This is a genomic window from Bacillus sp. NTK074B (assembly GCF_017303375.1).
Lineage (GTDB): Bacteria > Bacillota > Bacilli > Bacillales > Bacillaceae_B > Rossellomorea.
In genome coordinates, this window is record NZ_JAFKOH010000003.1 from 39,423 (window position 1) to 64,928 (window position 25,506).

Sequence of the window (25,506 nt, forward strand, 5' to 3'; positions counted from 1 at the left end):
ACCTCCAAGGTTTATTAAAAGAATACACGGCTTTGGTTGACGTACTCGCTTCTCTTCTTGAGTGCAACACACAAAAAAAGATGCGAGTGTCGAAACACCCGCACCTGATTATTAAGCATATATCCATAGCTTTAATAGTCAATCACATACCTGTAAACAGCTTTAACGCGTTATTCAGGTGAGAAGCGGGTAGCTTCTGCTTGTACCAAACTGTATTCAATTCACCTTAGATACTATATCACATGACAATACCGCTGTCAAATAATCATTTAATATCACAACGTATTTCATAATATCAGACATCTAAGGAGAGTGCAACAGTTTTTTTGAAATTTATTGGAGGAGGGACGGACCTCCAACGGAAAGATTATTGTAAACCTTAATGACCATTTGGAGGTCCGTCCCTCTTCCGCTTTTATCGGTTTGCTTCTTTTGTGATGTGGGCGATGAATTCGTCAAGGGAGATCGTTTCTGATTTCTGTTCTCCGTATTTACGGACGTTGACGGCCGTTTCCTTGATTTCATTGTCTCCAACAACCAGCATGTAAGGGACTTTACTCATCTGTGACTCACGGATCTTGTAGCCGATTTTTTCATTACGGTCATCGATCTCCACACGAAGGCCCTCAGCCTGAAGCTTTTCTTTCACTTCTTTCGCGTAGTCGAAGTGGACATCCGGAGAAACCGGGATCACCTGAACCTGCGTAGGAGCGAGCCATGTCGGGAATGCTCCTTTGTATTCCTCGATCAGGAATGCCACAAAGCGTTCCATTGTAGAAACAACCCCACGGTGGATGACAACCGGGCGATGCTGTTTCCCGTCTTCCCCAACGTATGTTAAGTCAAAGCGCTCTGGAAGTAAGAAGTCCAATTGAACTGTGGATAATGTTTCTTCTTTCCCCAGTGCCGTCTTCACCTGAACGTCCAGTTTAGGGCCGTAGAATGCCGCTTCCCCTTCTGCTTCAAAGTACTCGACGTCCAGTTCATCCATCGCTTCTTTGATCATGCCTTGTGCACGGTTCCACATCTCATCGTCATCAAAGTACTTCTCTGTATCCTCAGGGTCACGGTAAGAAAGACGGAATGAATAGTCATTCAGATCAAAGTCTTTGTATACTTCCTGAACAAGGCGTACAACACGCTTGAACTCTTCCTTGATCTGATCGGGACGTACAAAGATATGGGCATCATTCAGAGTCATCCCACGTACACGCTGCAGGCCGGAAAGGGCTCCAGACAATTCGTAACGGTGCATCGTTCCAAGCTCTGCGATACGGATCGGGAGCTCACGGTAGCTGTGGATGCCGTTTTTGTAAATCATCATATGGTGCGGGCAGTTCATCGGGCGAAGAACAAGATCTTCATTGTCCATTTCCATGACCGGGAACATGTTTTCCTGATAGTGATCCCAGTGACCGCTTGTTTTGTACAACTCAACGCTACCCATGATTGGAGTGTAGACGTGGTCATAGCCCAGACGCTCTTCTTTATCCACGATGTAACGCTCGATGATACGACGGATCGTTGCACCTTTTGGCAGCCACATCGGAAGCCCTTGTCCCACTTTTTGTGAGTTCATGAATAGGTTCAATTCTTTCCCGATCTTACGGTGATCACGCTCTTTCGCTTCTTCAAGAAGGCGAAGATGCTCCTCAAGGTCTTCTTTCTTGAAGAACGCCGTACCGTAAATACGTTGAAGCATTTTATTATCGCTGTTTCCACGCCAGTAAGCACCGGCAATGCTTAACAGCTTGAATTCTTTGACTTTATTAGTAGACGGGATATGGACTCCACGGCATAGGTCGAAGAATTCACCCTGCTCATAAATGGAAACCTGCTCTCCTTCAGGAATGGCTTCAAGCAGTTCAAGCTTATACTCATCCCCGATTTCTTCGTACACTTTCTGCGCTTCGTCGCGGCTGACTTCTTTCCGTACCACTTCCAGGTTTTCACCCGTGATCTTCTTCATTTCCTTCTCGATCAACGGCAGGTCTTCCGGAGTGAACGTGTGCTCTGAATCGATATCGTAGTAGAATCCGCCTTCAATAACCGGACCGATTCCAAGCTTGGTTTCAGGATATAAACGTTTGATGGCCTGCGCCATTAAATGGGCCGTACTGTGACGAAGGACTTCAAGGGCATCCGATGAAGGAGGTGTAACAATTTCAATCGCTCCATCTTCCTGAATCCCTGTGCGCAGGTCGATCATTTCGCCATTTATTTTACCAGCCAGCGCCTTCTTCTTCAGTCCTGGACTGATGGACGCAGCAATTTCTTCAGTTGTTGTCCCCTTAGGAAACTCCTTGACATTTCCATCAGGGAATTGCATTTTCACTACTTCTGACATGTGATTTCACTCCTTAAAGTATCGTTATAAAACATAAAAAACCCCGCCCCTTCACGTTTGAAGGGACGAGGTTAATAAGTAAACTCGTGGTTCCACCCAACTTCTCACTGTCTTAATTAAAGACAATGACTTCATTGAAAACGAATAACGACATTTAGCCGTCAATCATTACTGTGAATCCTTTATGATTCAGTTCATAATTGAAGTTCCGAGGTGGTAAATATCACTACCGAATTAGGAAGCTTGCAGCCAGGTGACTTCCCTCTCTGTGAATGGAATCGAAATATTGTTGTCCTCATCATAACCTTTATTTATTGACTTATTATGTAGGTATTATAATCGGTTATGGTTTGAAAAGCAAGCCTATTCATTTGCAATATCCCATGAAGGATAAAGGAGAGTGTCGGGAAAATAACTCGCAGGCAAAAGGTCGACCCGCTCTTCAAAAATATTTTGAAGGGTCCTGATCAATTGATGGTCGCTTTGCCCATAAACATATATCTTCTCAGGGGCAAGGGATAATAACGGCGCAATGGTGAACGAATCAACGTATAACGGGTGATTTGTGAGAAGACGCTTATCAATCAGCTTCGTCAAATCCCCGCGAGCCACTTCCTTCATGTCTTCATCAAAGAACCGAAAACCAAAGCCCGTCGAGTATAAATGAATCGTACGCATCTTCTGCTCCCTTGATGCCAGATACTCCCGCAGCATATGAACGAACATTTGATACTCCTGCTCCATCTTGTATTCATCTATGGCGAGATCCACCATCAACTGAAGTCTCTCCTGAAGCTTCTTCAGCCTGAATTTACTAAAGGAATCGAATGATATGGGGGCCTTCCCTTCCATCAATGGTTCCAAGCTGTCAAGGACGTAGCCGGCTTCATCCCATTCCCCGACCAGTTCCATTAATTCCGGACGTTCCCCCAATCTCAATTCTGATACGATTTCTAATATTTGATTGATTTCATCCACATCTTCATAGAAATAGTTTTCCCTGAGGACCGATTCGGACCAGTCCATGCATTTATCATTGATGACGAAATTAGAGACACCCTTGAACAGCTTTTCTCTTTCATTAAAGAAGGGGGAAACGTCTATCGTCAGATTATAGTGCGTTTTATGTTGAAAGAGCGTTTCATGGAACCATGATTGGATGAATTCTTTATTGAGGTATCCCTGAAGCTTTATCGCATCGTTTTTTTGCTTGAAAATAAATTCAATCAAACTTTCTCGCCTCCTTAAACCCAATTCCCTGATTTATATATATGGGAGGCTTGTTTAAATTAGAAGTTGATGAGGGAATTTCTTTTCCGTGGGGCAAGATTGCTGAAGATGTGTTGGTTGTAAAAGTTTCCGTTTCAGTCATGGGATTTTGGGGGATGCAGTGGTTGATCTTGGTTGGGATAATAACGGAGGCTTCGGGAGGTATTCTCGTCTGGATTGTGGTGGATTTGTCTGTTTAGTGAGGCATTCTCGTCTGGATTGGCGTTGATCCGGTCGTTCGTTACAACCAATCCAGCCGATTTCACTGTAAAACAAGCCGTTTAGCACGAAAATCCAGCCGAAATCTAACATAATCCAGCGGTTTTCTGTGAGAATCCAGCCGATATCCTACAAATCCAGCCATTTAACAAAAAATGTAAATCACGAACACGCCACCTCAACCAGTTCCACAAAAAAAGAAAGGAAACCGCATGGGATTTCCTCTCCATCCATCTATTCTCTTCTATTCCTGCCGTCAATCAACACAGGCTTGGACAAATACTTAATCCGCTCCATAATCCGGGCAGCCTTCAACTTCTCCTCTTCCCCACGCTGACTGTAGGTCAGGTGATGGGTAAGCTCATTAAAATTGAAGTTGGAAGTGAAGAAAGTCGGAAGGTTCTCAAGCATCCGATATTGAAGGATCGTACCGAGGATCTCGTCCCTTCCCCAGCTCGACATCGTTTCCGCTCCGATATCGTCAAGCATAAGGATTGGTGCTGACTTCACCATTTCAAGCTTTTCATTCACCGAATTATCACCGAGTGACTGCTTGATCTCCCTGAAGAACTCCGGAACATATACAATCAAAGAGCCAATCTTTTTCTCGGCAAGCTCATTGGCCATGGCTCCTAACAGATAGGATTTCCCGACTCCAAACTTCCCGTAAAAATAAAGACCCTTCATTTTTGTTCCTTCTGTATAGGTCTCCACGAAATTTTTCGCCAATCGCACAGCTTCCAGACGGCTTTTCGAATCAAGGTCCAGGGTCTGGAACGATGCTTGTAAAATATCCTTGGGTACATAAAGACTTTTGATCAGACGCTGGGCACTCGTTCTTTCATCATGGATGGCTTTACGCGGACAGCGATGATAGTCGATATCGATGGTATTGCCCCTGATCACCAGGTGAGGATCATATCCTTCCATCATATTCTTACACTCCTGCAAAGAAGGACAATATCGGCACTCCTTGCTTTGGGAAATGTATTCATACAGCTTCATCAGGCTTTCGTTGACCATTTCATTTGTTACAAGACCTTCGTTCCTGCGGATAAAATCTTTTACATCATTGTTTTCTAAGATCTCTTTTTTCATTTGCTCATATCGTTGTTGAAACGAACCAGAAGTCGCCAACCTTTTTAAGGTGTTATTGATTTTTTCCACCGTTTTGTTCACCTACTTCCGAAAATTTTTAAGCTCTTCTTCGAGTTTTTTCTTTTCTGCTTCAAAATCGTATCCGTCAGAAGAGGAATCGGATTCTTCAGGAGTTTCCTCTTCCTTAAACCAGTCGGGAAGCTTTTCAATGCGAATCGGCTTTCTCCGCCTGTTCGATTTGGTTTCTTTTTTACCTTCCGCCCACTCGAGGTATTGCTTATGTTCCTTCTTCGCCAATTCCATCGCTTCACTTGCCGACGTCACTTTTTTCCTGGACCAATGGGAAGCGATCTTCTCCATGTATCCTTTTGTCAGCTTCATGTCTGTCTTCAATAACACGTACTGAATCAGCACGTTCATGACTCCGATCGGGAGCTTCTGGGACATGAGCACTTCTTCCACAGCCTGGAGGTCCGCCTTTGAAGGAGAACCACCATTAGATATATCCGATAGAACATCCTTCGGGGATGTCGTTTCCAGATAGTCAATGAGCTCCTCTTCCTGAGAGAGCGGTTTATCCCGGACGGCAGGTTTCTTCGCTTCCATCCTCGCCGTCAGGTCCGGCAGCTGGTCACCCGTTTGCATGCCGTACCAGTCCCGGGCGGTTTTCCGCAGTAATTCAATATCGATCGCGTCATCTGCATCCAGTGAACTTAAGACGATATTCTTCATTTGAAGAGGATCGATTCCATATAGATAGCTCAGCTTCAACACCGTTTCTTTCACTTTCTGTGTAAATGCTTTCCGCGGGACCATGGATTCGGATAACCCGGCAAGGAGCAGTTGAAAATCAAAATCGACTTCGTCCAAGGCAAGTCCATCATTTTTACCGTATTTCATATATTGTTCACCAGAGCCGGTTTCTGAATCCACATTGGCATCATGATGAAGGAAGTTGATCTGTTCCGACGTAAACACATCCTGAAACGAACGGGTAATGTTGGTGTATTGATTCATATCGACGGACACATCTGTAAAGAACTTCTTTAAACGAAGATAATGGGTCCTGCCGATCTTGCGGTATAGATATACATTCAGCATTCCATCATGAAAGAATTCCTGAGGGGAAAGGGGCGGCTGCAGTTCATAAAGGAATTGCCGGTCTTCATCATCCTTTTTTTCATACACCTTCAACAATCCGATCCCTTCAAGCTTCATCCTGGCTTCATAGACGTCCTGAAGGTTGACGGACAGGACGTTCATGAGATGGTAATGGGTGGAATCCGTCGACCATAGGCGGTTTTCCTCTACTTCCCCCCACAAACTCATATAGAGGCTGTAGCATACGGAACCGATCAGAGGCTGGTACAAAAATGTGATGATTTTACGGTCATATTCCTGAAGCATCCCATTAGTTCCTACCGAATAGTGATCGATCGGCTGTATTTCATTCCAATGCTTCTTCATCATAGTTGGATTCTACCTTTCAATACATAAAGAGAAAAGAGCTAAAGAATACCATCTTCAGCTCATTCTTCTACTCTTTTTTTATCAATTCTTTTAATTCATCTATAAATACATTAATATCTTTAAATTGTCGGTATACGGATGCAAAACGGACATATGCCACTTCATCTACTTTGGCAAGATGATCCATGACCATTTCTCCGATCTTGACAGATTCCACTTCAGAGGCACCTTGGTTCCGAAGGTCTTTTTCAATATCTGTTGAGATCTTTTCTAATCTTTCAAGGGGCACAGGGCGTTTCTCACAGGCCTTGATCAGCCCTCTCAAAATCTTTTCTCGACTAAACTCTTCTCTTACCCCTTCTTTTTTGACCACAATTAAGGGAAGCTCTTCAACCTTCTCGAACGTTGTAAAGCGGAAATTACACACTTCACATTCTCTTCTTCTTCTGATTGAACGTCCTTCATCAGCAGGACGGGAGTCCACTACTCGTGTACCATTATGCTGGCAAGACGGGCATTTCATAATATCAGCTCCGTTATTACAAACTATTACCTTCATCATATAAAAAAGCGGCGACTTTCACAAGCATCTGAAGGATTTACCGTTATTTCACTTTCGTCAATTCACTATCAAGCTGGTGATAATAATGGCTGATCTGCGCTTTTAAAACTGTGTATGTACCAAAGATCTTTCCTTTATCGGCACTGACCTTGAAGTCCACTGCTGTTTCGAGGGGCCTCACTGTAATCACAGTGGCCACGATGAACAATTGGGGCGTCCCGCTTTTCCGGACCGTTATTTCCCCCCGGTCCTTCGACTGTGAGACCACCTCATACTCAGACGACGAAAATAATCCGAGTACTGCATGAAATGCACCTTGATGCATGGATTTATAATAACGGGATTTCAGCTCTTTATCTTCATGTTGATCGGATGTTTCACATTCTGATTGAAATCGTTTCAATAGGGTTCGTATTCCACTCATATCAAGTTCCTCCCTTTAGTTATCCTTATTTTACACGAAATGTCACAATTGAAAAACCCAAAAGTGTACAGGTGAAAAACGGGCACAAAAAAAGAGATGCATAAAACACGCATCTCTTCTGAGTTATTATGAATTAAAGGGCTTGAGCCTGAGACTTTTTCATTTGCACAGGACCCATTCCACGCGGCAATTCAATCGTTTCGCGTGTGTCAGCACCAAGAGCATCTGCAATATATTCAGCAGCGATATTAGGATCTAAATCACCGCAAGTATATACATCAATACTGGCATAACCATGTTCAGGAAAGCTGTGGATCGTTAAATGTGATTCCGAGATAATCACCACTCCACTCACACCTTGAGGCGCAAATTTATGAAAAGCTACCTCACGTACTTCTGCACCTGACTTAAGCGCAGCATCTACGAATGTTTTCTCAATTCCAACTACATCGTTTAATTTTTCAAAATCGCAACCCCATAATTCAGAGATTACATGACGTCCCATTGTTTCCATTTTCGTATTTCCCCCTTTGACATGATTTTTTTCGTCAAAATGAACGAATCCTTTGGCAAAATCTTAACTACCACGGGGGAAAGTTAGTCCGAAGAGGTCCTAACCCTTTAAGTAGCTAAATCAGTATTCATTTGCTAATAAGAAGTTCACGAAAAATAGTATACTTTGTTTAAAACTCTTTTGCAATAAATTTTTATAAAGTTTTTTAACCTTATAAGATGAATATCATTTTCACCTTTTTAAATAAAGTGTCTTGTAGAGAGATCGCGCTATCTTCGATGACCGTTCCTTTCCGCTACAGGCACTCGCTTTCCGCGGGGCGGGCGGTGAGCCTCCTCGCTCACACCTGCGGGGTCTGACCTGTCCCGCATTTCCCGCAGGGAGTCGAGTGCCTTCCGCTTCAATCCACTCTGAAATACTACATTAGTTATACGGTTTGACAGATAGATTCAAATAAGATTTCAGGTATGAATACACTTCTAAACAATCTTTCTGACTTAGGATCCAGATTTATCACCTTTAGCTTTCCAATGCCAAATTATTATATAAAGTAAAGAAAAAGAAAAGAACGCACCTGAATAAGGCACGTTCTAACTTGTCACTTTATGATTTATGTTGGTTCTTTCAAACGTTGACTTCTTGTTTGGCGTTCATTTTGCTGGCGACGAATTTAGCAAGGTCTACGACGCGGCATGAGTAGCCCCATTCATTGTCGTACCAGGCAAGGACTTTCACTTTACGGCTGCCCATGACCATCGTGGACAGTCCGTCGATGATGGCGGAATGTGGGTTTGTATTAAAGTCGATTGAGACGAGTGGTTCTGTCGTGTATTGAAGCACTCCATGCAGGGAACCGAGAGATGCCGTGATGAATGCATCATTGATTTCTTCCACGGTTACGTCCCTTTTCACATCAACGACCAAATCCACTAATGAAACGTTAGGAGTCGGTACACGCAAAGCCATTCCGTGAAGCTTGCCGTTCAGCTGTGGAAGGACCAATGATAATGCTTTTGCAGCACCCGTTGTTGTCGGGATGATCGACTGTCCGCACGCTCTTGCTCTTCGTAAGTCTTTATGTGGATTGTCGATATTTTTTTGATCATTTGTGTACGCATGCACGGTCGTCATGAGACCGTTTTCAATTCCAAACTGCTCATCCAGCACTTTTGCAACAGGAGCTAAACAGTTTGTCGTGCAGGAAGCGTTTGAGATGACGCTGTGTTCTTCTATATTTAATGCGCTTTCATTTACGCCCATCACAATCGTTACGTCTTCATTTTTACCAGGGGCCGTCAGGATGACTTTTTTGGCTCCAGCTTCTAGATGAAGGCTTGCTTTGTCCTTTGAATTGAATTTACCAGTCGCTTCGATCACAATATCGATATTCAACTCGTTCCAAGGTAATGCTTTAGGATCACGATTACTTAATAACAGGACACGTTTTCCGTTGACGATGAGGGCATCATCTTCTGTCACGACGTCTGCCTGGAATGTACCGTGATTTGTGTCATACTTTATTAAATGAGCTAACGTTTCAGCTGGGTAGCTTGCGTTAATGGCTACAACCTCTAAGTTTTCCTCTAATATTGCTTTTCTGAAAACCATTCTTCCAATACGTCCAAAACCATTGATTGCAATTTTCGCCTTCATAAATCCGGCTCCCCTCTATATTAATGTTATACTTATATGTTTATTTTCTAAAAATAGTATAACATATTCGGAGAATTAGTTAATAAGTATTTTGCGGATTTTAAATGTTTTATAATTCTGACAAATAGGCTTATTGTATGTATATTTTTGTGGATTGGAAACATACGTGTTTTCAGGGTTCTATTCATCCATTTTCTCACAGAGCAGGTGCTGGTTGAGTTCCGCTCCAGGTTGCTCGCTTTCCACGGGGTGGGCGGTGAGCCTCCCCGGCTGCGCCTGTGGGGTCTCATCTGTCCAGCTCCGACGGCTAGCCCCTCGAGGTCATAAGATGAATGGCCCATGAAGGCAAACAACGCCTTCCCGTTCCATTCATCTTATGCTTGTCGGGTCTGAACAAGCCGTCTCCGCTTTTCGAACTGTCCCACTTTTCCCGCAGTCGAGCAGCCTTCCGCTGCACTCGACATGAGTGTCATGATCGTATCAATTAAAATATCATATAATCCTAATAAAGATATGCCGTTTGGATTAGACAAAATAAAAAACCGACAAGAGGCTTCTTGTCGGTCGTTTGACATGCTATGGTTGTAGGTCCCATTCTGCTAATAGGGCTTCAAGTTGTTCTTTTGTTTCTTGCAGAGAGCCGTTGTTGTCGATGACTGCGTCGGCCAGGTTGATTTTGTCTTTGAGGGGGAACTGGGAAGCGATTCGTGCTTCTGCATCTTCACGATTAAAATGATTCCGTTCCATTAAGCGTGATAGCTGTGTTTCCTCGTTCACGTATACCAGAAGGGTCCGCTCTACCATCCACGTCAGGTCGCTCTCGAATAGTAGGGGTATATCCAGGAATATTGTATGTTTGCCAGCCGCTATGGCTTCGTCCTTGTGCTGCAACATCATGCCTCTCACCGCAGGATGGACGATGCTATTCAGTTTTTTCCTTTTTACTTCGGAGTTGAAGATGATTTGACCGAGTTTTTCACGGTTGATGGTTGAATCATTTTCGTGAAGGATGCTGTCACCAAATTCCTCCACAATGGCAAGATAGGCCGGCTGGCCGACCTCTACGACCATGCGGGCAGCCAGATCTGCATCGATGATTGTATATCCTTTTTCATTCAACATGGTGGAAACGGTGCTTTTACCGCTCGCAATTCCACCTGTCAATCCTATAATAGCTGCCATAATCGAATCCTTTCAGGTACCAGTCATTAAAACCGCAGGATCCCGATGAGGATGAGCAGAACGCCCGGAAGGAACGAGACCCGGTGAATCCAGCGAAGGTGAGAGAAAAATTCCCCCATCTTCAATCCGGAAAATAAAAATGTAAAGCTCATCACAAAGATCGCAAGGGCGAGCATGACTGGCGAGAAATGTAATAACGCGGCACCGATCCCGGCACCGAAGGCATCCAGCGACAGGGCAATCCCCAACATGAATGCCTCGATGCCCGTAATCGTACCGGATTTATCAAAGTCCGCCGTAAGCGGCCTTCTTAATATTTGAATGACTACACCTATGGATTTAATTTCAAAATTGATCAAAGTTTTTTCATGTGATACGATCGTTTCCTTTTCCGGTCTGAAGAACTGATACAGAACCGCTGCACCGATCACGACAAGGATCAGTCCGCCGATCCTCCCTGCCCAGACCGGGGTGATGATGGACCCGATGGTTTGACCGAGTAGCATGGCCAGCAATAATGAGCTCGCTGAACAGATCGAAATGATGCTGATTGATTTTGTAGGGATTTTCACTTTTCGCAATCCATAAGTTAAACCGGTGCTAAAACTATCGAGACTCACAGCAAACGCCAGCAGTAATAAGGAGATTGTTTCACTCATCTAATAGCCCTCCCAAAAATCATTACAATACTATATGGTAAGGGCTTATCAAATGTTAATCCTTCTTTCTACCGCTGACATCGGGGACAATAATGCGTCCCTCTCCCGGCCGATACTTTCTTCTCGATGGGCGTACCGCAATTCCGGCACGGCTCATCTTTCCTGCTGTAAACATAGAGATTCTGTTGAAACATCCCCATCTGGCCCTGTGAGTTCACGTAAGACCGAATCGTACTGCCTCCCATTTCCACCGCTTCAGTCAAGGTGTGAATGATTTCCCTGTGAAGCTGTACCATCTCTTCTTGTGACAGGGACTTGGACTTCCTGTCAGGGTGAATGCCGGCACGGAATAAGGCTTCATCCACGTAAATATTCCCAAGACCTACAAGAATCGTCTGATCCAGTAAAGTCGCCTTCACGATTCTGTCCGTCCTGCCAAGTTTTCCAGCCAGGTAGTCCACAGTGAATTCAGAAAGAAAAGGCTCCGGACCCAGTTGAAGAAGGGGAAGGTGAAGCAGCTCCTCCCCTTTCTTGAACAGATGCATCGTCCCAAACTTCCGGACATCCCGGTATCTGAGCTCCGTCCCATCCGTAAAGTGAAAGATGACATGGGTATGTTTTTCGATTGGGTCCTCTTGATCCGAGAGGTTATACTTTCCCTCCATCCTTAAATGGGAAACGAGGGCAACATCATCTAAGTAAAAGATGAGAAACTTCCCTCTTCTTCTCATTTCAAGGATTTCCTGACCTCTCAGACTATCAATGAATTCATCCGTTTCGATTGGATTTTTAATCATTTTCGGCCAAAAGACACTGACATCTTTGATTTTCTTTCCCAGCACAAGAAGCTCCAATGTCTTTCTGACCGTTTCTACTTCAGGCAATTCAGGCAACGGGGCACCTCCTTCTGAATCGTACTACTTCGCGTCGTACCAAGTTTGACCATACGAATAATCCACCTTCAGCGGAACTTCAAGCTCCATGGCATTCTCCATCACTTCAGGTACAATTTTCTTCAACATTTCAATTTCGTCTTCAGGAGCTTCAAAAATCAATTCATCATGCACCTGTAATAACATTTTGGTTTGAAGATTTTCTTCCTTCAATCGTGCCGCCATATCGATCATGGCTTTCTTGATGATATCTGCTGCACTTCCCTGGATCGGTGTATTCATCGCAGTACGTTCTGCAAAGCTTCGTAAATTGAAATTACGGCTCGTGATTTCAGGAAGGTAACGGCGGCGATTCATCAGAGTCGTCACATACCCTTTCTGTTTCGCATCCTGGACGATATCATCCATATATTCTTTCACGCCAGGGAAGCTTTCCAAATACTTCTTAATGAATTCCCCTGCTTCTTTCCGTGTAATATCAAGGCTCTGTGATAAGCCGTAATCACTTATTCCGTATACGATACCGAAATTGACGGCTTTCGCATGCCTTCTCATATTGGACGTGACCTCTTCCTTACTCACTCCAAAGACGTCCATGGCCGTCTTCGTATGGATATCCATATCATTTCTGAATGCTTCTACCAACTTCTCGTCACCTGCAATATGGGCGAGTACCCTTAGTTCGATCTGAGAATAGTCGGCAGCAAACATGACCCATCCTTTTTCTGAAGGAATGAAAGCCTGACGGATTTTTCTTCCTTCTTCAAGACGGATCGGGATGTTTTGAAGGTTCGGATCCGTTGAACTCAAACGGCCCGTCTGGGTAAGAGCCTGGTTGAAACGGGTATGGATCTTACCCGAATCTTTATGAACGACCTTCAATAACCCTTCTAGATAAGTAGACTGCAGTTTCCCTAATTGGCGGTAATGAAGGATATGATCAATGATCTCATGCTTCGATTGCAGCTTTTCCAAAACGTCTGCCGAAGTGGAGTATCCCGTTTTCGTTTTCTTTACAACCGGAAGACCCAGTTTTTCAAATAGAATCACACCCAACTGCTTCGGAGAATTGATATTGAAGCTTTCCCCAGCCAGTTCATGAATGTTCTTTTCCAATTCTTCCAGACGATGAGCAAGCTCTTCCTTCATGGTTTCCAAACGCTCCTGGTCGACTTTCACACCGGTGAATTCCATTTCAGCAAGAATCAAAGCGAGTGGTAATTCCAACTTCATATATAAATCGTAAAGTTCGTTTTCTTCCAGTTCTTTCATGCATGTATCTTTTAACTCGTGCAAAATCGATGCCTTTCGTGCAAGATGCTCAGACAGTACCTCAGTGGAAGGCACTTTCTGCTTGGCTCCTTTGCCATAAACCATTTCATCCGATTCAATAGAAGGCTGACCATGCCCTTTGGCAATGGATGCAAAGTCTTCGCTTGATTCAGAAGGATTGATAATATAGGAAGCCAGCAACAGGTCGAACTCGATTCCCTTTATATCGATTCCCTGTCTTTTTAAGGCAACGACGGTCTCCTTCGAATTGTACACATATTTCAAGGCAGACTCGTCTTCTGCCCACTTTTTGAAGGCATCTGAATTCACAGCCGTTTCCAGGCTGAAGAAAAACGTTCCCTTTTCATTGTGTAGGCTAAACCCGATGATGTCCCCGAGGTGATAGTTCTCTTCAAGCATTTCAATGTATAAAGAACTCTCGTTAGACAGATGTTTTTCTTGAATGGTTTCCACCACTTCATAGGAGATATCATCCAGCTCCTCCGGCTCTTCAATCGTGGACTCACCCATTTTCTCCAGGAGGGAGTTGAACCCAAGATCCCGGTATACTTCCTTCAGCTTCCCTTCATTCCATCCATCATAGTTCAGTTCTTCAACCGTTATCTCGATGGGAGCTTCCCGGAGGATCGTAGCCAGTTCTTTACTCATAATCGCCTGTTCTTTATTATCTTCAAGCTTCTCTTTCAGTTTCTTTCCCCCCACTTTATCAATAGATTCCAGAAGCTTTTCGAGGGAATCGAATTCCTTCAGGAGCTTGATAGCCGTTTTCTCTCCGACACCCGGTACTCCAGGGATATTATCGGAACTATCTCCCATCAAGCCTTTCATATCAATGATGCGGTCAGGGGTGATTTCCCATTTTTCTTTAATATGCTCAGGTGTATATACTTCAATATCCGTAATCCCTTTTCGTGTGATACAGACCGTGGTGTTTTTCGAGCTCAACTGGGTTAAATCTTTATCTCCGGAATATACCTTCACTTCAAACCCGTCCGATTCCGCCTGAAGGGAAAGAGTTCCGATGATATCATCCGCTTCATAGTTTTCTTTTTCATAGCGTTTGATCCCGTATGCATCCAATAGTTCACGGATATAAGGGAATTGCTCAGAAAGTTCAGGCGGAGTTTTCTGTCTGCCTCCTTTATATTCCGTGAATGTCTTATGGCGGAATGTCGTTTTACCAGCATCAAAGGCTACAAGGATATGCGATGGTTTTTCATCTTCCAGTATTTTTTGCAGCATGGTCGTGAAGCCATATACCGCGTTTGTATGTACACCCTTGTCGTTATTTAATAGTGGAAGGGCAAAGAATGCACGGTAAGCAATACTGTTACCGTCAATCAAGACTAATTTTTTGGACATGTAAGTACCTCCTGTAAAGGCTTCTGATTCTATAGGTTTATTCTATCACGTTGAGGAATGAAAGGAAAAACGGGGCACTTATTTCATCGAGGAAGAGAGTGATTGGAGATCGGGGTAGTAGATGGGGGTCTCAATATCAGCGTCCATTGTATCTTAACGGACACTGATATTGAGATTCTATGAGATCGGCATAACTTGTCCCACTTCTAATGGAACTCGTGCCGAGTGTGACGAAAAATGAGAACGCCCTGAAAACATTCCCAACCCACGCTTAGAAAACCAAAAAAACCCTTGAAGAATGGACGAGGCCACTCTCCAAGAGTTCCTGACTCTTATTCCGTATACCCCATCAACAACCTCGCGTACGGAGAATCGGATGGTAGAATGATAACCGTTTTATCATCCACTGTTTTCTTATACGTTTCAAGGGTCTTATACAGATCATAGAAACTTGGATCTTTCGAGAACGATTTGTTATACACCTGCGCGGCTTCTGCTTCTCCTTCGGCACGGATCACATTGGCATCCGCCCCGGCCTTTGCAAGAAGCTCCTTCACTTCACGGTCGGTTTCAGCCGTAACCCTTTGTTTCTGGGCGTCCCCCATGGACAGATATTCCTGGGCTTTCGATTCACGTTCTGAAATCATCCGTGTGTAGACGGAGTTTTCATTTGCTTCAGGCAGATCGGTTCGTTTCATGCGGACATCCTGAACGACAATGCCGTATCCGTCACGCTTCAACAACTCATTCACTTTAGCTGTCACTTTATCATTCAAGCTTCCACGTGAAGACTTCTCATCATTAATGATTTCATCATACTCAAGTCGACCGAGTTCTGACCGGACAACCGAATAGATGAATTCTTCCATCTTCGTCTCGGCATTGATGACCGTTCGTGCATTTTTGATCATTTTCAAAGGATCTTCAATGCGCCATACGGCATAATTATCGATGAGCATGCGCTTTTTATCTTTGGTATTGATTTCGGCTTCTGTTACGTCATACGTCATTTGATGCTTCGGCAGCGTCGTGACTGACTGGATGAACGGAATCTTATATTTCAACCCCGGTTCTTTATCAATTCTGACCACTTCCCCAAACTGACGGACGACTTTGTATTCTCCCTCTTTTACAATGAAAAGGCTCGTGAACAGGAGAAGCAGTGCGGCAATGAGAATCACAAGAAAGATCCCTAATTTAGTATAGCGTCTCCACTCGATGGGCTCTTTCTTCTTTGTATTGATGTCAAACACGTTTTGATCACTCATTCTCATCACTTCCTTCCTGCTTCACCGGAGGATTCTGATTCTCCATTTGTCGGATAGGGAAGTATTTCAGCGTTTCTCCACTATCCTTCATGATATAAATCTCTGCATCCGGCAGAACATTTTCCAATGTCTCCAAGACGAGACGTTTTCTTGTTATTTCAGGATTGGATTTATACTCATTGTACAGTTTATCGAAGACAGCCACATCTCCACGCGCCTGCTCAACACGGGCAATTTTATCCCCTTTGGCCCCTGAAATGATCGCATCCTTTTCACCCTGGGCTTCGTTTGTACGCTGATTTCGATATTTCTTTGCTTCATTTATTTTCGTATTCATCGTTTCCCTTGCATCTGTTACGGCTGTGAAGGCAGATCGCACCTCTGCATTCGGAAGCTCAACATCCTGTAATTTCACAGCAAGGATGGAAATACCTATATCGTAATCATCAATCAATCCTGTCAACAAATCCCTGACATCCGCCTCGATTTCCGCTTTCCCTGACGTCAAGGCATCATCGATCAATGAGCTGCCTATAATACTTCTTAGTGAAGAAGAAGTCGCATCGTAAAGGATTTCCTTTGGATCATCGGAGTTGAATAAATAGCTTTCCGGATCCGTAATCTTCCATTGAACTACTAGATCTGCGAGGACGATGTATTCATCTCCTGTAATCATCTTGGTTTCTTTCGGAAAGTCTTTGATCTTTCCGTCCTTTTCTTCATATCCGAATTGAAGACTGAAGGTTTCTTTGGACAACACTTCCACTGACTGCATCGGCCAAGGCATCTTGAAATGCAGTCCAGGCTCAACAACAGGCTCCCCCGCTTCCCCGAACGTCAATACCAGTGCCTGCTCTGATTCATCAACGGTATACCAGGAAGTAAAAAGTACAACTATTAGAATGATGGCTGCAAGCACCATTCCTGCCAAAGTATAAACACGCTTCAAACTCATATGCACCCTCCCTTTTCTGTCTCTATATCTTATTTTTCACCTACTAAGATATACGGACATATGTCAAAAAGGTTTCAACAATATGAAAAGAAGATGACAAAGACGAGAATGATAGCGCTAACAAAAATAAAAAAAGCGAAAAGACGAGAACGGGGTTGGTTCTCGCCTTTTCTTAACACCTTGGATGAAGGGGTTTCACTTAGTATCGTACCACCTGATTGTAAATTTTATTTAAAGCGATTGTAAAAACAATGTAAAATAGGTGAAATCAAACTAAGTATTCCTGCAGATAGCACATCAGGATGAAAACTGCTTGTTCAGTGAGACGGTGAAAGTCGTTCCTTGATTCAATTCACTCTCCACTTTAATATCCCCTTCATGTGCTTCAATGATATGCTTGACGATGGCAAGCCCAAGACCGGTACCACCGGAGTTACGGCTTCTCGCTTTATCGACCCGATAAAACCGTTCAAAGATACGGGGCAGCTCTTCAGGACTTATTCCCATGCCATTATCCTTCACTCTAACATATACTTTGCCTTGATCTTCCTCAAGAGTTATCCACACATCACCGCCTTTAGGCGTATACACAATGGCATTGCTGATCAAATTGATGAAAACCTGCTTTAATCGATATGAATCCACTTCAGCCAGTCCTCTTGAATCGAAATCGGACTGAAGTGATATCTCTTTCGGCTTCGCCTTTTCTTTTAATATCGGCATTACATCTTCAATCAGCCCTGCTACTTCCACTTGCTCGACATTCAGCTCAAAGCCCTGCTTCTCAATCTTGGACAATTCCAGCAGATCTTTGATGAGGGATTGCAGCCTGTCACTTTCCTTCAGGATGATGTCCAGAAATGATTTCAGGGTTTCCGGATCATTCATCGCTCCGTCCAACAACGTTTCAGAGAATCCTTTGATCGAAGTGATTGGCGTTTTCAGCTCGTGTGAGACATTCGCCACAAAATCTTTACGCATTTGTTCGAGCTTTTTAAGTTCGGTAATGTCATGGAATACAACGACAATCCCTTTCCATTCGTCATTGTTCCCGATGATAGGGGCTCCGTACACTTCATAATGCTTTCGATCAAGCTTATGGGGGAGGAGTATCTGTTTACGTAATCGTTCTTCTGTCATGAATATTTCTTCCACAAGCTTATTGACTTCCTGGTAGTGAATGACCTCATGATATCGCACTTTCTTCAATTGACTTTCCTTTAGACTAAAGAAATCCCTGAACGTTTTGTTCGTCAATACGACAAAGCCGCGGTGATCAATTAAAAGAAGGGCACTTCCCATATTTTCAATCAGGGTCGTCAATCGATTCTGCTGCATATCCTGGGCATTCACCATCTCTTGAAGGTTCCTTGCCAGAATATTGATGGAAGTACTTAACATACTCGTTTCATCCAATCGATCTTCGTAGGTCCTCGCCCGGTAATTTCCTTTGGCCAGCTCGATGGATACATTGGTGGCAGACTCAATGGGTTTGGTGTATCTTACTGTAATCCGGGATCCCAGGATGATGATGAGGACCAATGCAAGGCCAAGGGAAATGGACAGAACAAACCAGATTTGCTGGGTCCCTTTCTCGAGGGCATCCACCTCTGCACTCATGACGAGGAGGCCCATCATCTGATCATTAGCATCTTTTAACGGGTACCAATAAAATCTAAATTCGTTTTCAGACGTAACCAGCTTTTTATGCTTATGCTTAACATCCCAATTATTATGGATTTCCTTTACGATTCTCTCTTGCTGTGGGCCGACATACGATTCCAACGCCTCTGTATCATGTACTACGTTACCTGCTTTATCGAGGATCGTGATCCGAACATCCAATATGTCACTCAATTCCTGGATCATGTCCGGATTGATTTCTTTCGGTGTTCCGTTCTCTTCAATGGAGCTGGCCAGCAACCTTGCCTCTTTTTCGATCCTAGAGTTGAACGTATCTAAATAAAAATTCTTGAAGATTTGTCCCAAAAGCAGCCCAAGCCCTATCAAAACAGCGATGATCAACGTAATTAAAGCAAATAGGAGCTTTGTTCTAAATTTGGTCATCGAGTTTTTGGCTCCTCCAATTTATATCCGAGGCCGCGAATGGTCTTAATATAGGTCGGTTTCTTCGTATTTGATTCAATTTTTTCCCGTAAGTGACTGATATGAACGTCCACAATCCTCGTATCTCCAGCGAAATCATAGTTCCAAACCGCACTTAGGAGCTGATCTCTCGTCAACACTCTCCCTTTATTATCCGTTAAGTATAAGAGGAGCTCGAATTCCTTTGGTGTCAATTCCAGCAGCTCACCTTGAAAGTACGCTTCATATTGTTCGGGATACACCTTCAGTTCCCCGACTTCCTTATAATCTGTCGGTTCCGGTGCAACCGGTTCAGCGGCTTCCTGCATCGCCTGGCTGCGTCTAAGGATCGCTTTCACCCTTGCCACCACTTCACGGGGACTGAACGGCTTTGTCATATAATCATCCGCACCAAGCTCCAAGCCAAGAACCTTATCAAATTCATCATCCTTGGCCGTCAACATCAAAATAGGAATATTGATCTTTCGTTGTCTGAGATCCTTGCATACCTCTACTCCGTCCATAGTAGGAAGCATCAAATCCAGTATGATCAGGTCCGGGGATTGTTCAATCGCTGCATCCCTTCCCTCTTCACCATCATGGACCGTTATAACCGAATAACCTGATTGTTCAAGATTATACTTTAAGAGTGTTGCGATCGATTGTTCATCATCCACTACCAAGATTTTTTTGCTCATTTAATGTGCCTCCATACAAAAGAAAATTAACCCCAACATCCAAACGTTTATGTAATTGTACTTTCATTATAATATAAATCTTGAGGCTTACCATCATTTAAAGAGATTTAACACTTTTTAGTTTTCTTCTCTCTCATACTATTTCTTTAATAGGATGCGCTTTACTAAGGTTATTTATCAATTGCATGCATAAAAAAAGAGCTATGATCACATAGCTCTTTCGACATTAAAAGTTCTCTAATGCATGACTATTCATTTTTTCCAGGCGGTGAGGAGGACAAACTTTGATGGTGCCGTTGATTACCTTTTCATCCTCTTCATTTGTGGCCGAAACTTGAATCGTCACCAAGTGGTTACTTGGATTTACGTCTGTCACTTCAAACAGGAATTGTACCGTGGCGTAATGATAGACCGGTTTCGGAAATTCAATATTCTGCTCTACAATATGTGAGCCCGGGCCGGGAAGATATTTCGAAACAGCGGATGTAATGATTCCCGTCAGCATGATGGATGGAACGATCGGCTTTTTAAATGGCGTCTGTGAAGCATAATCGTGCTGGATGTATAATGGATTGGCGTCATTTGTGAGCCCAAGGTATAGAAGCAGTTCGTTGTCTTCAATTTTTTCTGTCAGGGTCAGTTTTTCACCCACGGTCATTTCTTCGATTTTTCTTCCAAGTTTTCTCTTTTTCCCCAATAGCATAAGAAGCACCTCCGAGTATGTAAACGATTACAATTTTAAATAATAAAAATTGTTTTTATTGTCTGTCTATTAGTATTTTATCATTTTTAGGGTTTCCATACAAAGAGTTTTTACGCAGGGAAAGACAATTTCATTTTCTCTTTAAAATCTCGTTTGGGATTAGGATGGTAGCTGTTGAAAACGGAGAGAGTGCTGGTTGATTTCCGCTCCAGGATGCTCGCTTTCCGCGGGGCTGGCGGTGAGCCTCCTCGGCTGCGCCTGCGGTGTCTCACCTTTCCAGCTTTTCCCGCAGGAGTCGAGCATCCTTCCGCTCCAATCAACTTTCTGAGCATACTACTTTTAAAGTAGTAATAAATATTAAATTCTTTTAGCAAAACAAACTTTGTAAAATCTATTTCTAATTTGTTTAAAATCTTTTATTTACAATTAAATATCCAAGCTATCATAAAAAAAACTGACCTCCCAAATGGAAGCCAGTTCTGAAAACATTAAATCTATTAAGCCAATGAAGACATCACGTTTTTCACTGCGTCAGCGGAGTTGGCCAGGGCAGCTTTCTCTTCTTCTGTCAGTTCGAGTTCGATGATTTTTTCGAGACCGTTTCCACCGAGAATGGTCGGGACACCGAGGTAGATGCCTTCGAATCCGTATTCGCCTTCTAAGTAGGCGATGGCCGGGATGACCCGGCGCTGATCTTTAAGGATGGCTTCGACCATCTGGACGAGTGAGGCGGCTGGAGCATAATAGGCACTTCCGTTACCGAGAAGTCCTACGATCTCGCCCCCTCCTTTGCGGGTGCGCTCTACGATGGCGTCAAGGCGGTCTTTCGGGATCAACGTCTCTAGCGGGATGCCTCCTGCATAGGAGTAGCGAATAAGAGGAACCATGTCGTCACCGTGACCACCAAGAACAAATCCTGTGATATCTTTTACGGAAAGGTTTAGTTCTTGTGCGACAAACGTCCGGAAACGGGCCGTATCCAATACGCCCGATTGTCCGATCACACGCTCTTTTGGAAAGCCGGATTCTTTGAACACGGTATAGGTCATGGCATCCACTGGGTTCGTTAATACAATGATGTAGCAGTCAGGTGAGTGCTTCACGATTTGCTGAGTGACTGATTTCATGACCTTTTGATTGGTCTGAACCAGGTCATCACGGCTCATACCCGGTTTCCGGGCAATTCCAGCTGTGATGACGACGATATCCGAATCCTTTGTATCCTCGTAATTGGATGTACCGATGATGTTTGCATCAAATCCTTGGACAGGGCTCGCTTCCAGCATATCCAACGCTTTCCCTTTCGTTGGATCCTCGTTTTGCGGAATATCAACCAAAACCACATCTCCAAGTTCTTTCTGAGCGAGCATCAGTGCAGTGGTCGCCCCGGTGAAACCTCCACCGATAACAGATACTTTTCTACGTTTAATGGCCATCATGATTCCTCCTATTCATGTCTTTATGTAAAGGAAGGAGTGCCTCTGTCAGAAGCACCCCATCCTTATCTTCCATTATTATGCTTCCATGTTTTCGATTAAAGCAGAACCGAACTCAGAGCATTTCACTTCTGTTGCTCCATCCATCAGACGGGCAAAGTCATAGGTTACCACTTTAGAAGCGATTGTTTTTTCCATTGATTTAGAGATCAGGTTAGCAGCTTCTGTCCAGCCTAGGTGTTCAAGCATTAACACACCAGAAAGGATGACAGAAGATGGATTCACTTTATCCATACCTGCATATTTAGGAGCCGTTCCATGAGTTGCCTCAAAGATCGCATGTCCTGTTTCGTAGTTGATGTTTGCACCAGGAGCAATACCGATTCCACCTACTTGAGCAGCAAGTGCATCAGAGATGTAATCTCCGTTTAGGTTCATGGTTGCGACTACATCGAACTCAGCTGGACGAGTAAGGATTTGTTGTAAGAAGATATCAGCGATTGAATCCTTCACGATGATCTTACCTGCTGCTTCAGCATCAGATTGAGCTTTATTAGCCGCTTCCAATCCGTCAGCTTCCTTGATCTTGTCATATTGAGCCCAAGTGAATACTTTATCGCCGAATTCTTTCTCAGCAAGCTCGTAACCCCAATTTTTGAATGCTCCTTCAGTGAACTTCATGATGTTCCCTTTGTGAACAAGCGTTACGGACTTACGGCCTTCAGTGATTGCGTAATTGATCGCAGCACGTACAAGACGGTTTGTTCCTTCTTCAGAAACAGGCTTGATTCCGATACCGGATGTTTCAGGGAAACGGATTTTGTTGACGCCCATTTCGTCTTGCAGGAAGCTGATTAATTTCTTCACTTCATCAGAACCTTTAGCGTACTCGATACCTGCATAGATATCCTCAGTGTTTTCACGGAAGATGACCATGTCAGTGTCTTCAGGACGCTTAACTGGTGAAGGAACACCTTCGAAGTAGCGTACTGGACGCAGGCATGTGAATAGATCCAATTCCTGGCGAAGGGCAACGTTCAATGAACGGATTCCGCCGCCGACAGGAGTCGTAAGTGGACCTTTGATTGCGATGAAGTATTCACGGATTGCTTCAAGCGTATCGTTTGGAAGCCATTCCCCTGTTTTGTTGAATGCTTTTTCCCCAGCATATACTTCTTTCCATGAGATCTTGCGTTCACCTTTGTATGCTTTCTCTACAGAAGCATCCAGGACGCGCTTGGCTGCTGCCCAAATATCTGGACCCGTTCCGTCACCTTCAATGAATGGGACGATTGGATTGTTAGGCACATTAAGTTGGCCATTCTGGTTTGTAATTTTTTCACCTTGTGTCATTATGTAACCTCCATTTTTTCATTATCAAAGGGGATGACCCATAAGTTAAGCATGTTGAGTCATTCCCCTTCTCTTATTATTACACCAATATTTTTACTATTTGTAAATATTGATGATTACCCTCTTTGATCGACAGGTACATATTCCTGCTTGCCAGGCCCCACATAATCAGCACGTGGGCGGATCAGGCGGTTGTTGGAATATTGTTCAAGGATATGCGCCAACCAGCCGGATACACGGCTTACCGCAAAGATCGGCGTGAATAGATCATGATCGATGCCTAAGCTGTGGTAGACAGATGCCGAGTAGAAATCAACATTTGGCGGCAAGCCTTTGTTTGACGTAAATACGTCTTCAACCTTAACGGACATTTCGTAGTATTTACTTTGTCCTGTTAATTCAGTTAATTTTTTGGACATTTCTTTTAGATGCTTGGCACGTGGATCCCCTTGACGGTATACACGGTGACCGAAGCCCATGATTTTTTCTTTTTTCTCTAACTTGTCCAGGATATATTCTTCTGCTTTATCGACAGAACCGATTTCAGTAAGCATCTTCATAACCTGCTCATTTGCCCCACCGTGTAGCGGCCCTTTTAAAGCTCCGATTGCAGCCGTAACACCTGAATAGACGTCTGATAGAGTTGCCACACAGACACGTGCTGTGAAAGTAGAGGCGTTTAACTCATGGTCCGCATGCAGGACAAGTGCTTTATTGAATGCTTCAACTTCAATAGGCTCAGGATCTTTACCTGTCAGCATGTATAAGAAGTTAGCGGCAAAGCCCAGGTCCTTACGTGGGGCAACCGGTTCCTGACCGTTGCGGATGCGGGAAAAGCTTGTAACGATCGTCGGGATCTTCGCTTGAAGGCGAACAGCTTTCAAGTAGTTTTCCTTGTCTTCCATCACGTCTGCTTTGTCATCATATAAGCCAAGTAAGGAAACGGCAGAACGTAAAGCGGCCATCGGATGGACTTCCTTGATGTTATACATCTTGAAATGCTCAAGCACTTCTTTAGGCAGTTCAGCGTTAGCTGCCAACAGCTCTGTAAATTCCTGTAGTTCCGATGCGTTAGGCAATTTCAGATGCCATAATAGGTAGATTACCTCTTCGAAGCTTGCATTGTTTGCTAAGTCATCAATGTTGTAGCCAACATATGTAAGAGTGTCGTCAATGATCGAACTGATAGATGATGTTGTTGCTACAACTCCTTCTAATCCGCGAGTTGCTGTCATAATAACCTCTCCTTTTGTTAAGTATTTCTCTTTTACCCATTTTCATATGAGTATAAAACCCTACAAAACGATCTATTAAATCTAGTAGGCTTGTTTAAAAAGAACGTAACGAAACACGTTGAGCGATTGCTCAATTCCTATACAAAAAATGATTCCCGGCTCTTCCAATAATAACACGAGAGCTTGGGATGCGCTTACATTTCCTATTATAAACAATTATCTGACTTTTGTGAATGAAAACGCACCAATTTCTATAAAAATTATTTTTCTAGAAAAATAAACCATACCAAAAAAGCAACCTCTCGGTGTGATCCCGAGCGGCACTTCAAAGGAAAAATTCATACACTTTCAGTACGAGATAGGCGATGCCCGCGCCTATCAGTGGTCCCACTGCAACCCCTCTAAACAAAGCCACAGCGAGGACGGTTCCAAGAACCAGTGCAGTCGTGAGATGAGGTTCATCCTCCAAAAGGATCAATCCGTTCTTTGCAATTAAGGCCACTGCCATACCAGACGCGAGAGCAATCCATGCATAAGGGGATTTCAATGAATCCAACAGATCCCTGAAGCCGATTTCCCCTGTTGCAATCGGTGCGAGTACCGCAATCGTAATGACGGTGACACCCCAATTAATCCCTTTCGACTGAATGGTTGCGAATACTCTTCCATCCATCCCAAGTACCTTAAGAACAATCAAAAATGCTACGGCTATAATAATGGATTGGTTTTTCGCCATCAAACCGATTCCCAATAAAAGCAATAAAAACATGAACGGCTGTGTCATACCCTACCCCTCCCCTCCCTTTATATACTCTAAACATTATCCTA

General features: G+C 43.7%; 22 protein-coding genes and 1 other annotated feature. Of the genes, 1 reads left to right on the plus strand and 21 read right to left on the minus strand.

The window, feature by feature from the left end:
• Positions 1–68 precede the first annotated feature (68 nt).
• Positions 69–208: a sequence feature (ribosomal protein L20 leader region), on the minus strand.
• Positions 209–415: 207 nt separating this feature from the next.
• Complete coding sequence (gene thrS, locus JI667_RS06150) at positions 416–2,347, minus strand: threonine--tRNA ligase (protein ID WP_206851210.1); 1,932 nt, start codon at positions 2,345–2,347, stop codon at positions 416–418.
• 363 nt (positions 2,348–2,710) lie between these two features.
• Entirely contained in the window at positions 2,711–3,577 is an 867-nt protein-coding gene (ytxC, locus tag JI667_RS06155) for a sporulation protein YtxC (protein ID WP_206851211.1), read from the minus strand.
• Between the two features lie 50 nt (positions 3,578–3,627).
• Between ytxC and JI667_RS06160 the strand changes: the two genes are divergently transcribed.
• Complete coding sequence (locus JI667_RS06160) at positions 3,628–3,816, plus strand: hypothetical protein (protein ID WP_206851212.1); 189 nt, start codon at positions 3,628–3,630, stop codon at positions 3,814–3,816.
• Positions 3,817–4,069: 253 nt separating this feature from the next.
• Here JI667_RS06160 and dnaI read toward each other — a convergent pair whose 3' ends face one another.
• From dnaI to JI667_RS06255, 19 genes are all read right to left on the minus strand, one after another.
• Positions 4,070–5,002, minus strand: coding sequence for a primosomal protein DnaI (dnaI, locus tag JI667_RS06165; RefSeq protein WP_206851213.1), 933 nt, complete (start codon positions 5,000–5,002; stop codon positions 4,070–4,072).
• A gap of 12 nt (positions 5,003–5,014) precedes the next feature.
• Complete coding sequence (locus tag JI667_RS06170; protein ID WP_206851826.1) at positions 5,015–6,400, minus strand: replication initiation and membrane attachment family protein; 1,386 nt, start codon at positions 6,398–6,400, stop codon at positions 5,015–5,017.
• A gap of 70 nt (positions 6,401–6,470) precedes the next feature.
• The gene (nrdR, locus tag JI667_RS06175) at positions 6,471–6,926 is read right to left on the minus strand and encodes a transcriptional regulator NrdR (protein WP_206851214.1); all 456 of its coding nucleotides are present in this window, start codon (positions 6,924–6,926) and stop codon (positions 6,471–6,473) included.
• An 82-nt stretch (positions 6,927–7,008) separates the two neighbouring features.
• Positions 7,009–7,389: a cytosolic protein gene (locus JI667_RS06180; protein WP_206851215.1), complete on the minus strand. Its 381-nt coding sequence runs from the start codon at positions 7,387–7,389 to the stop codon at positions 7,009–7,011.
• Between the two features lie 133 nt (positions 7,390–7,522).
• Complete coding sequence (speD, locus tag JI667_RS06185) at positions 7,523–7,903, minus strand: adenosylmethionine decarboxylase (protein WP_098354611.1); 381 nt, start codon at positions 7,901–7,903, stop codon at positions 7,523–7,525.
• Between the two features lie 624 nt (positions 7,904–8,527).
• Complete coding sequence (locus JI667_RS06190) at positions 8,528–9,556, minus strand: glyceraldehyde-3-phosphate dehydrogenase (protein WP_206851216.1); 1,029 nt, start codon at positions 9,554–9,556, stop codon at positions 8,528–8,530.
• Positions 9,557–10,132: 576 nt separating this feature from the next.
• The gene (coaE, locus tag JI667_RS06195) at positions 10,133–10,738 is read right to left on the minus strand and encodes a dephospho-CoA kinase (protein ID WP_206851217.1); all 606 of its coding nucleotides are present in this window, start codon (positions 10,736–10,738) and stop codon (positions 10,133–10,135) included.
• 26 nt (positions 10,739–10,764) lie between these two features.
• Positions 10,765–11,397: a sporulation membrane protein YtaF gene (gene ytaF, locus JI667_RS06200; protein ID WP_206851218.1), complete on the minus strand. Its 633-nt coding sequence runs from the start codon at positions 11,395–11,397 to the stop codon at positions 10,765–10,767.
• 68 nt (positions 11,398–11,465) lie between these two features.
• A complete protein-coding gene (gene mutM / locus JI667_RS06205) occupies positions 11,466–12,290 on the minus strand; it encodes a DNA-formamidopyrimidine glycosylase (protein ID WP_206851219.1) in 825 nt (274 codons plus the stop codon).
• 24 nt (positions 12,291–12,314) lie between these two features.
• Positions 12,315–14,945 carry a DNA polymerase I gene (polA, locus tag JI667_RS06210; protein WP_206851220.1) on the minus strand — a complete coding sequence of 877 codons (2,631 nt, stop codon included), beginning with the start codon at positions 14,943–14,945 and terminating at the stop codon, positions 12,315–12,317.
• 332 nt (positions 14,946–15,277) lie between these two features.
• Positions 15,278–16,213, minus strand: coding sequence for a protease modulator HflC (gene hflC, locus JI667_RS06215; protein ID WP_206851221.1), 936 nt, complete (start codon positions 16,211–16,213; stop codon positions 15,278–15,280).
• Positions 16,206–17,168, minus strand: coding sequence for an FtsH protease activity modulator HflK (gene hflK, locus JI667_RS06220; RefSeq protein WP_206851224.1), 963 nt, complete (start codon positions 17,166–17,168; stop codon positions 16,206–16,208). The genes hflC and hflK overlap by 8 nt, the downstream gene beginning before the upstream one ends.
• A 297-nt stretch (positions 17,169–17,465) precedes the next feature.
• Positions 17,466–19,235, minus strand: a complete 1,770-nt coding sequence (gene pnpS, locus JI667_RS06225; RefSeq protein WP_206851229.1) for a two-component system histidine kinase PnpS — start codon at positions 19,233–19,235, stop codon at positions 17,466–17,468.
• A complete protein-coding gene (locus JI667_RS06230; RefSeq protein ID WP_206851230.1) occupies positions 19,232–19,951 on the minus strand; it encodes a response regulator transcription factor in 720 nt (239 codons plus the stop codon). The genes pnpS and JI667_RS06230 overlap by 4 nt, the downstream gene beginning before the upstream one ends.
• A gap of 226 nt (positions 19,952–20,177) precedes the next feature.
• Positions 20,178–20,654 carry a MaoC family dehydratase gene (locus JI667_RS06235; RefSeq protein WP_206851232.1) on the minus strand — a complete coding sequence of 159 codons (477 nt, stop codon included), beginning with the start codon at positions 20,652–20,654 and terminating at the stop codon, positions 20,178–20,180.
• Between the two features lie 497 nt (positions 20,655–21,151).
• Positions 21,152–22,090: a malate dehydrogenase gene (gene mdh, locus JI667_RS06240; RefSeq protein WP_206851828.1), complete on the minus strand. Its 939-nt coding sequence runs from the start codon at positions 22,088–22,090 to the stop codon at positions 21,152–21,154.
• Positions 22,091–22,168: 78 nt separating this feature from the next.
• A complete protein-coding gene (gene icd / locus JI667_RS06245) occupies positions 22,169–23,443 on the minus strand; it encodes an NADP-dependent isocitrate dehydrogenase (RefSeq protein ID WP_206851234.1) in 1,275 nt (424 codons plus the stop codon).
• Positions 23,444–23,559: 116 nt separating this feature from the next.
• Positions 23,560–24,678 carry a citrate synthase gene (citZ, locus tag JI667_RS06250; protein ID WP_206851236.1) on the minus strand — a complete coding sequence of 373 codons (1,119 nt, stop codon included), beginning with the start codon at positions 24,676–24,678 and terminating at the stop codon, positions 23,560–23,562.
• A 325-nt stretch (positions 24,679–25,003) separates the two neighbouring features.
• Positions 25,004–25,462 (minus strand): DUF441 domain-containing protein, encoded by a 459-nt coding sequence (locus JI667_RS06255; protein WP_206851238.1) that lies wholly within the window; start codon positions 25,460–25,462, stop codon positions 25,004–25,006.
• Between the last annotated feature and the right edge of the window lie 44 nt (positions 25,463–25,506).

Bases quoted from the DNA above. Each gene is read 5' to 3' on its own strand.
- thrS (WP_206851210.1), bottom strand. From the start codon at position 2,347: ATGTCAGAAGTAGTGAAAATGCAATTCCCTGATGGAAATGTCAAGGAG.
- JI667_RS06170 (WP_206851826.1), bottom strand. From the start codon at position 6,400: ATGAAGAAGCATTGGAATGAAATACAGCCGATCGATCACTATTCGGTA.
- nrdR (WP_206851214.1), bottom strand. From the start codon at position 6,926: ATGAAATGCCCGTCTTGCCAGCATAATGGTACACGAGTAGTGGACTCC.
- JI667_RS06180 (WP_206851215.1), bottom strand. From the start codon at position 7,389: ATGAGTGGAATACGAACCCTATTGAAACGATTTCAATCAGAATGTGAA.
- speD (WP_098354611.1), bottom strand. From the start codon at position 7,903: ATGGAAACAATGGGACGTCATGTAATCTCTGAATTATGGGGTTGCGAT.
- JI667_RS06190 (WP_206851216.1), bottom strand. From the start codon at position 9,556: ATGAAGGCGAAAATTGCAATCAATGGTTTTGGACGTATTGGAAGAATG.
- coaE (WP_206851217.1), bottom strand. From the start codon at position 10,738: ATGGCAGCTATTATAGGATTGACAGGTGGAATTGCGAGCGGTAAAAGC.
- ytaF (WP_206851218.1), bottom strand. From the start codon at position 11,397: ATGAGTGAAACAATCTCCTTATTACTGCTGGCGTTTGCTGTGAGTCTC.
- polA (WP_206851220.1), bottom strand. From the start codon at position 14,945: ATGTCCAAAAAATTAGTCTTGATTGACGGTAACAGTATTGCTTACCGT.
- hflC (WP_206851221.1), bottom strand. From the start codon at position 16,213: ATGAGTGATCAAAACGTGTTTGACATCAATACAAAGAAGAAAGAGCCC.
- hflK (WP_206851224.1), bottom strand. From the start codon at position 17,168: ATGAGTTTGAAGCGTGTTTATACTTTGGCAGGAATGGTGCTTGCAGCC.
- pnpS (WP_206851229.1), bottom strand. From the start codon at position 19,235: ATGACCAAATTTAGAACAAAGCTCCTATTTGCTTTAATTACGTTGATC.
- JI667_RS06230 (WP_206851230.1), bottom strand. From the start codon at position 19,951: ATGAGCAAAAAAATCTTGGTAGTGGATGATGAACAATCGATCGCAACA.
- JI667_RS06235 (WP_206851232.1), bottom strand. From the start codon at position 20,654: ATGCTATTGGGGAAAAAGAGAAAACTTGGAAGAAAAATCGAAGAAATG.
- mdh (WP_206851828.1), bottom strand. From the start codon at position 22,090: ATGGCCATTAAACGTAGAAAAGTATCTGTTATCGGTGGAGGTTTCACC.
- icd (WP_206851234.1), bottom strand. From the start codon at position 23,443: ATGACACAAGGTGAAAAAATTACAAACCAGAATGGCCAACTTAATGTG.
- citZ (WP_206851236.1), bottom strand. From the start codon at position 24,678: ATGACAGCAACTCGCGGATTAGAAGGAGTTGTAGCAACAACATCATCT.
- JI667_RS06255 (WP_206851238.1), bottom strand. From the start codon at position 25,462: ATGACACAGCCGTTCATGTTTTTATTGCTTTTATTGGGAATCGGTTTG.